This window comes from Rhodococcus sp. LB1, from assembly GCF_001583455.1.
Classification (GTDB): Bacteria; Actinomycetota; Actinomycetes; order Mycobacteriales; family Mycobacteriaceae; genus Rhodococcus_F; species Rhodococcus_F opacus.
Genome location: NZ_LTCZ01000226.1, coordinates 1 through 2,365, shown reverse-complemented (window position 1 = coordinate 2,365; position 2,365 = coordinate 1). Strand labels below are relative to the sequence as shown.

The window sequence follows — 2,365 nt, the reverse complement described above, 5'->3', positions numbered from 1 at the left end:
CACGCCTACATCGGCGCTCAATTGCCCGACGAACTCGCCGTCTACGCGTCGAAACCGTACTCGTACGCTCGCTGGGTCGAAGAGGACCTCAACGGCGTGCGGCAACCGGGCGCAACTGGCTTCCACAAGACACCGCGGCCCGAACAGGTGGACGCCGCGAAGGCGATCGCGACGGCCTTTCACCACGGCAAGCGCGGATTCCTGTTGGCCGACGAGCCCGGTGTAGGCAAGACCGGCAGCGCAATCCTCGGCGCGAAAGCTGCGCTGAAATTAGGGGGCGGCGACACCGTACTCATCACCGTGGACCGGCCGGCCCAGATCACCATCGCCGCATGGCGCGACGCCCTCGCAGCGTTCGGCGACGGAGGCTATCGGTGGCTGATCATCTCCCCGGACCAGCTCGAGAAATTGCTCGGCCGCAACGGCCAACCGAAGTACTCCTTTTCCCTCATCATCAATGACGAGGCACAGCAATTCCGGCACCTCAACGCCCAGCGCACCCAATACCAGCGGCGCATCAACCGCCTCGCCGCATCACCAGAGAAGGCGCCGTTCGTGATCACCGTGACGGCGACGCCGGGGCATCACCCAGGCGAATACACCTACTTGTCTTCGCTGTTCGCGCAACTGCACGATGACCCCCCAGGCGAGTGGGCCGATCTCGGCAAGAAACTGGTCGAGCATGGACTTCCCCTGGCTCCCGGGTGGGACAAAAGCAAATGGGACTGGAACGACCAAGCAAAAGGTTCTCAGCGGCTGCAGCATCAGGCCGTCACCCGCGTCCGGAAGTGGATGACCGAATCCGACCCGCCCGTCATGATGCATCGCGACGCGCCCTGGGGACCGCCACCTATCGACGGCCTGCCACTCGACTTCACCGCCACACAATGGGCTGCGTACCACCAGGACTGGAGTGAGTTCCGCAGTGCGATGAGGATCGCCCGCCAGGGGAACGACACCGCCCGCGGCCGTGCCGCTCTGATGCGGTTCCGGCAGAAGGCAGGCATGCTGCGAGCCCCGCAGACCGCCGAGCTGGTAGCCGCACACGTCGAACGCGGCTACCAGGTACTCGTCGCCGTCGAACTGGTCACCACGGCCGCCGACCCGGTAGCCAACCTCCTGGAGGAGCACGGCATTGGCGTCTCACGCATCTTCGGCGGCGGCGATCTCGAGACAGAGCGCATGAGATTTCAGCGCGGCCACAACCCGGTCGTGGTGTTCAACACCGCATCTGCGATCAATCTGCAGGCGTCCGAGGTGATGGTCGACGGCTCCCGCGCCTCATCGGCCCGTCGCATCGGGTTCTTCCACCAGCCTCGCTACTCCGGAATTGCCGCACGCCAAACGATGGGTCGTGCGCACCGCGACGGGCAGGTTTGCTCATGGTCACTCCTGTTCGCCGCCGGAACGGTGGAGGAGCAGGCGGCTCGGATCATGATCAATCGGCTCATCGTGACATCAGCCAGTGTCGATGGCGATCTCGGCGCGTTCGGGAAGCTCGCGCGACTGTTCGACGCCGACTGGCTTCCCGAAAGCATCTTCGAGTAGGAATAATGCCTGGACCAGGGACTCCCGCAATCGAGAGTGAGCGGATGTACATATCCCCCGCAAGTGTGCTCACAGTTGGGTGTCCACCTTGGTGTGGGCCGCCGAGTAACGACACAAGGATGGGTCGCTACCCGATGAGCGGGAGCGCAACCAGACCGAGGATCGGCAGAGAGTTCGCCGCCGTCGATCTTGATCAGTTCGAGGGGCGGAGAGACGGCGACGGTGAACGCGTGCGCGGCCGGCGGGTGGTCCTGACCGGTCTACAGCCCGAATCCGCAATTTTCCATACGGGACAACGTCATTGCGCGGATCGCGCGGAGGGGATGGGTCAGTGCGGGGTGCCGCCCGCGGCCAGGTAGGTGTCGATGGCCTGTTGCAGGCGGTCCAGGGCCGCGCCGTAGGCGGTGAAGTCGCCGGTGCGTTGCGCCTCGCGCAGGTTGGCCAGGGCGTCGTTGAGTTCGAGGACCGCGGCGGTCAGCTGGTCCGATGCCGCCGGCGGCGGAGCGGGCGGGGCGCCCGGTGGGGGCGGCGGCGGCGGTTGCCCGCCGGTAGGTGGTGGTGTGGTGGCATCGCCGCCGGGTGCGGTGGCAACGGCGCCGGTGCCGGTGCCGAAGACCTGGTCGAGGGCCTCGGCGAGGGTGGGGGCGTACCCGATCCGCACCCCACCGGTGCCGGGTTCGCGGTAGCTGACCAGGACCCGGGCCAGCTGCGGGAACGTGGAACTGTTGGGCGTGCTGGTCAAACGTTCGGTGAACACCGGTTCGACATAGAGAATGCCGCCGTCGGCAATCGGCAGGGTCAGCAGGTTGGCGTAGTA

Annotated in this window: 1 protein-coding gene and 1 pseudogene; one reads left to right on the top strand and one right to left on the bottom strand. The window is 66.1% G+C overall.

Annotated elements, in window-relative coordinates; all coding sequences use genetic code 11:
• Positions 1–1,548: hypothetical protein (locus tag AZG88_RS26925; protein ID WP_061699666.1), on the top strand; the 1,548-nt coding region annotated here is incomplete at its 5' end.
• Between the two features lie 328 nt (positions 1,549–1,876).
• Here the strand turns inward: AZG88_RS26925 and AZG88_RS52900 are convergent.
• Positions 1,877–2,365, bottom strand: a pseudogene (locus tag AZG88_RS52900) (UPF0182 family protein); the annotation flags it as partial.